The 260-nt window shown below is 50.4% G+C and carries 1 protein-coding gene; it reads right to left on the reverse strand.

What is annotated here, in order from left to right; all coding sequences use genetic code 11:
* Nucleotides 1–260, reverse strand: a 260-nt coding sequence (locus HBA93_RS21850; protein WP_502910176.1) for a Y-family DNA polymerase, incomplete at both ends; no start/stop codon positions are given.

The raw sequence follows: 260 nt of genomic DNA on the forward strand, positions 1-260 counted from the left end.
GGGTGCCAGATCGCTAAGCCATTGCCATATTGGCCGACTCTTTTACTGGCATCCTTGCCAGCCTTGCAGGCCATCTTCGCTAACTGCCGGTTCGCTGCAAAGCCAATAGAGCTGGTGATGAATTCTCCAACATTCTGTTTGATTGTTAGTTTGATCTTCTCGGAAAGGCCTTCGGGATCGCGCCGACCGCGCTCGTCCAGAATGCAGGTTAATTCATCGATGCTTTTGGCTGTATCAATCGCAATGACGGATTCGATTTC

The sequence above is a fragment of the Ochrobactrum sp. SFR4 genome, from assembly GCF_019730395.1.
Classification (GTDB): Bacteria; Pseudomonadota; Alphaproteobacteria; order Rhizobiales; family Rhizobiaceae; genus Pseudochrobactrum.